2 protein-coding genes are annotated in these 6,325 nt (G+C 46.7%); both read left to right on the forward strand.

Translation table 11 applies throughout. The features are described from left to right. Positions 1 to 2,127: YadA C-terminal domain-containing protein (locus tag HMPREF3201_RS07440; protein WP_062412459.1), on the forward strand; the 2,127-nt coding region annotated here is incomplete at its 5' end. Between the two features lie 283 nt (positions 2,128 to 2,410). Then, on the forward strand, positions 2,411 to 6,325 hold a 3,915-nt coding region (locus tag HMPREF3201_RS07445), incomplete at its 3' end, for an ESPR-type extended signal peptide-containing protein (RefSeq protein WP_062412460.1).

The raw sequence follows: 6,325 nt of genomic DNA on the forward strand, positions 1-6,325 counted from the left end.
GGTACGGAAGATACGGATATCGTCAACTTGAAACAGCTCAAGGGCAGTACGATTGAATCCGGCAAGTTGAAATACACAGACGCCGGTGTAGGTACGATGACCTTGACGATGCAGGATGGAAGTACCGTTGAAATTGGCGGCTTGCAAGATAAGTACATTACCAAAGCTAGCTTAGATGGTAATAAGTTGATCCTTACTCGCAATGATGATGAAAAATTTGAAATAGATAAGATTGCGACTACCGACGACCTTGTCGGGGAAAACAGCAAAGTAAACCTGAAGTTCACTGGTGATGATACGTCTGAAGATGCTGTGATTACCAAGAAGAACGGTGAAACGCTCAATATCTTTGGCGGAGCTGATAAGGATAAGCTCACTGAAAATAACATTGGCGTCGTATCGGACAACGGGAATTTAAGGATTAAACTCGCTAAAGATTTATCCGGCATCGACAGTGCCCGTATCGGAGGGACTCTAAAAGATGGTGAAATTACGGGTGGCATTTACATTGCTAATCAAGATGTAAAATATAATGGTGCCAGCGGTAAGACTGAAAGCGGCTTATACGTTACCGGTTTGGCCAATACGGCTTGGAATCCGTCTACCGATGGTATCGTAAGCGGACGTGCTGCTACGGAAGATCAGTTGAAAGCTGCCTATGACGGACTTTCGTCAACGATAGGCTCCAATAAAGTCGTAGCCGGTAAAAATATTACCGTAACTGAACTTGAAAATGGTGCAGGCACCGAAGTTGCACTGAGTGACGACCTCTCCTTTGGCGATAAAGACGGTAATAACGTAGCTATTAAGGGCAATGAGGGTATCATCAGCGCCGGAGATGGTGGTACTAATAAAGTGGTCGTCGATGGGACTAAGTCTACGGTAACGGCTGGTACGGGAGATAATACTGTGAATGTAGATGGTGCTGCAGGCCAAGTAACCATTGGAGATGGGACGAATGGTAAACTCGTCATGGGCAATCAAGAAGTGGCGGTTAAAAATGCTGATGGCACGGCGAAAGTTGATGCTGACGGAAATCCTGTTACCGAAAAAGGTAAATTCATCACCGGCCTAGACAACACGACTTGGAATCCTGACGAAAATGGCTATGTACCTGATCGTGCTGCAACAGAAGGCCAGTTGAAGGATGTAGCGGATTCCGTTAAAGACATTACAGATACCATCGGTGTTGGCACTCGTGACTTTGCCGGAGACAGCGGCGAAGCAAAGGTCAAATTGGGTGAGGCGCTGAATCTGAAAGGCGGTGCCGACGTCAACAAGTTATCTGAAGGCAATATTGGTGTTGTTGGAAATGGCAGTAACGGCCTCGACATTAAACTTGCTAAAGATATCAAAGGCCTCGATTCGATAGAAACGAAAGAAATAACGGTAACGGAAAAAGCCAATATTGGCAACGTTTCCATCAGCAATGACAACGTTACCATCGGCACTGGCGACAGCAAGACCATCATCACTAATGAACATGTTATGACCGGCTCAGTCATGACGGGCAACACGACGATCAACAACGATGGCCTGACGATTGTAAATGAAGATTCGTCGAAGAACATTACCATCAATAACAACAACGTCAACATGGGCGGCAACGCGATTCATAATGTTGGTGAAGCGACGGAAGCAACGGACGCCATCAATAAAGGCCAGTTCGACAGAACCGTCGCTGCTATCGGAACGGGCATGAACCAGATGAATAGCCGCATCGGGAAACTCGACAGTCGCGTCAACCGGGTCGGTGCCGGTGCTGCAGCTTTGGCAGCACTGCATCCGTTGGAATACAGCTCCGATTCTAAATGGGAAGTCACGGCCGGCGTCGGTAATTACCGCGGGGCCAATGCCGTTGCCCTCGGGGCTTTCTATCGGCCCAACTACGATACCATGGTCAGCATCGGTTCATCCTACGGCGGCGGTGAAAATATGGTCAACGCCGGCGTAACTTGGAGAATTGGCGAAGGCGAAACGGGTACTTATCCATCGAAGCAAGCCATGGCACAAAGAATTAATAATTTGGAATCAGCTTTATCTCAGCAACATGAACAAATTGAAGCTCAGAACCAAAAGATTGAAGAGCTGATGGCGGCTATGGCAGAGTTAACCAAAAATAAATAATGTTTCATAGCCATCGGAAGATGATGGCCTCAGAAGCACCGAAAATTCTTTGTAATATAGGGATTTCCGGTGCTTTTTTTGTTTTTATGAAAAAAATATTTTATTAGAAATATACGGCTCTCCTATACTGCAAATGAATTGATGAGTATATTACAATAAAAATATCGACAATTAATTGACAGTTATTATGCAGATATATAAAATAAAATTGGAATAATAAGCTAACGATTAGTTTTAAATGACATCTAACTGTTATGATTATAAAGGACTAGGGGGCTTGAATATGAATAAACAGTATAAGGTTATTTGGAGTAAAGTAAGGCATTGCTATGTCGTCGTGTCGGAGCTGGCAAAGCGCAGCGGAAAGACGAAGTCTGGCAAAGCGCAGGCCGGTCAAAAAGTGGCTGTGACGCTGGCAGTCTTGGCCCTTTCGCTCGGCATGACTGGTATCGCTGGTGCGGCTAATAATACGGCAGGTTCCGGCAGTGGGGTTGCTGTGGGCTCGGGGTCTTCGGCTTCCAATGCCAGTGGTGTTGCTATAGGGGCAGGTGCCACCGTCAATACTGACGATGGAGTAGCGATTGGCGCCGGTTCTGTAGCCAATGTTGGTTCTAATGGAATTGGTTATATTCCTCTTTATACAAATTTAGATGGTCTTGAAATTTTTTCACCTACATGGCGGTCATCTTTGGGGGCCGTATCTGTAGGAGTTCAAAATGCTGGAGAAGCAGCTACTGTGACTAGACAAATCGTCGGGGTGGCTGCCGGTAGTCAAGATACAGATGCAGTGAACGTAGCACAATTAAAGAAATTAGATACGAAGATTGAGAAACACAGAGTCCATTATTTTGCCGTATCGACCACTGATACAGATAATAACGACAATGTTAATGCTTTGGGCACTGATTCTATGGCTATCGGCCCGAGTGCCAGAGCAAATGTTGAGAGATCGTTAGCTATTGGTAAATCGGCAAAGTCTTATAGTGTTGGCGGTGTTGCCTTGGGGGCCGACTCATACAATATCGTTCCGGCTAATATGCGTGGCTATATCCCTACATCTGTAACGTTAACCGATGATGAACAAACATCGCCGACTTGGCGCTCCACTTTGGGTGCTGTAGCAATAGGTGTTTCGGCAGAGAATGCTGATGGGGCGATTACAACAGCTACCCAAACGCGTCAAATCGTCGGTGTCGCTGCCGGTACTCAGGATACGGATGCCGTCAACGTTGCACAATTGAAAGCGTTGGGCTCGACTGTTGATGCCAATAAGATTTCTTTTGTGTCGATCAATAAAAAATCTTTAGGTGAAAATGATAATGAAAACAACGACGGTGCCACCGGTGATGATGCGATAGCAATCGGTGTTTTTGCCTCGGCAACGGCGCCTAACGCAACGGCTATGGGGCAAAAAGCTAAAGCAACTAATTATAATTCCATCGCCCTGGGCGATTTTGCCAATGCGTCCGGTATAGGTTCTACTGCTGTGGGCGATTATGCTGCGGCTGAAAGCCATGGCTCCATCGCAATAGGCAGTGAAGCCAATGCAACGGGAATGCAGTCCATAGCCTTAGGTGATGAAGCGAAAGGTACCGGCTATCAGGCAACCGTCGTTGGTGGTGAAGCTACGGCATCCGGTATTAATTCATTGGCGACCGGCTTTGGTGCTAAGTCCAGTGGTCATTTCTCCAGTTCTTTCGGTAGTGAAGCTGTATCTGACGGCGCTTTTGCTACGGCTATTGGTTCTGGAGCCAATGCATCAGCTAAATCGGCGACGGCTTTGGGTGAAAGTTCTACCGCTAATATTGAAGGCGGCGTAGCTCTTGGCAGTGATTCCAAGACGAATATAGGATCTGGTGTCTTGGGCTATGATCCGAGCGGTACGATTACGTCACAAGATGTCCTTCTTGGTAATAATAAAGCAACCTATGATAACTTGCAGACAGAAATTGCAACGGCGCAGACTAATGTAACGTCCTTGGCAAATCAGATTATTGCCTTGCAAAATGAAGCTAATACGGCTGATGAAACTCGCCAGTCGGAAATCATTGAACAAATAAAATCCCTCAATACAGAATTCGAAGCTGCTCGAGCCGATTTACAGACCAAAGTTTCGGAAGCGAATAAACTTGTATCCACTTGGCAGGCAACCGGGGCAGCTGTTTCAGTAGGTGATAGTGAAACGGGCTTAACCCGACAGATTACCAATGTAGCAGCCGGGACCGAAGATACAGATGCCGTCAACGTAGCACAGCTGAACAAATTGAAAGTAAAAGTAGATAAAGGTTGGACCCTTGCTGTTGCTAGAGGTTCAGATTCAAAATCAGAAAATGATGCTACTGTCGAAGGAGATCCAAAACAGATAAATGTCGGCGATACGGTGACTTTAGAAGCCGGTAGAGGTATTAAATTAAAACAAGATGGAGCCGGCGTGCAAATCGGCCTTAAGTACCTTGATATGGAACCTAAAGGAGATACTTATGCTGATGCGGCAGCCAGTGCTGAAGGCGCTCTAGCTGTTGGTCAGAATAGTGTGGCATCGGGGACTCAGGGAACAGCCGTAGGGTTTGCCAATCAGGCAACCGGAAAGAATTCTTTCGCCGGCGGTACTGAAGCGGTAGCCGGTGGTGATAATTCTGTTGCCATCGGTACGAATGCTATAACGACCGATCGAGAATCCATTGCTATCGGTAGAGGAACAGGTAATGCCACTAACGGATTTAAGAAGGTCGATAGTCAATATGGTGTAGCTATCGGATCTGGAGCTGTTGTGGGAGAAAAATCCACAAGTTCAGTTGCAATTGGCGGTAGTGCTCAAGTAACAACTTCAGGCAGTGCGACTGCACTTGGTGCAACTGCCAAGGTGACTAACTCGGTAAGTGGCACGGCTATAGGTGCTTCTGCTACAGTAAGTGGTTCGAGAAATGGTACCGCTATAGGTCGTGGTGCTAAAGTAGAGAATGTGGATTATGCTGTTGCCCTGGGCGATCAATCTTTAGCGAATGTAAGTGCGGGTGTTGTCGGTTATGATGCATCCGGAACCGATCATACTAATGATGCCGCCGGCACTTGGAAATCCGGATTAGGGGCCGTGTCTGTTGGTAAGACCGGCAATACTCGCCAAATTATCAATGTGGCAGCCGGGACTGAAGATACGGATGCCGTCAATGTGGCTCAACTTAAAGCGGCCGGTACAGCCGGTCTCAACTTCAAAGGTGATGGCGATACGATTATTCATCGTGATTTAGGAGCTACATTGAATGTTGTCGGTGGCAATACTGATTCTTTGACAGATAATAATATTGGCGTCGTAGCCGATGATACGACGGGTACCCTCAATGTTAAATTGGCTAAGAACCTTACTATGGGTGACGGGAGCATTACCTTCGTACCTACGGGAGCAAAAGACGCTAACGGCAATACCTTGGTGCAGGGGGAAGATGGTAAGTGGTACACCGACTTGTCCGACGCAACCTATGATGCGACCAATAATGTCTATACGAAAGCTGACGGAACTACCGTAAGTGCCGTAGAAAATCCGGTCGTTTCATCCGTAAAATTGACCAATACGGGTCTCGACAATGGCGGGAATAAGATCACAAACGTTGCAGCCGGCACGGAAGACACGGACATCGTCAATTTAGGCCAGCTTAAAGGCAGTATGATCAAATCGAGTGATGTAACCTATGGTGCTGACGGTTCGGGGACCATTACCTTGACGATGCAGGACGGCAGTAAAGTTACGATTGACAGCCTGAAGGATACATTCGTTAAAGAAGCGAAACTTGAAAACAACACGTTGACCTTTACCCGTAATGACGATACATCCTTTGAAGTAGGGGATATTGCATCTAAGAGCGACATGGATTCAGCCATTAGCAGTGCTAACCTGAAATTCACCGGGGATGATACGTCTGTTGATTCTACGATCACCAAGAAAAACGGTGAAATCCTCAATGTTCTTGGCGGAGCCAGTGAATTTACCACAGCCAATAACATCGGTGTCGTCAAAGAAAACGATGCACTTAAGGTTAAGTTGGCTAAGAACCTTACTATGGGTGACGGCAGCATTACCTTTGCACCTACGGGAGCAAAAGACGCTGACGGCAATACCTTGGTACAGGGTGAAGATGGGAAGTGGTACTCTGACCTGTCCGGTGCTACCTACGATGCGACCAATAATGTCTACACCAAAGCT

The sequence above is a fragment of the Megasphaera sp. MJR8396C genome (assembly GCF_001546855.1).
GTDB lineage: Bacteria > Bacillota > Negativicutes > Veillonellales > Megasphaeraceae > Megasphaera.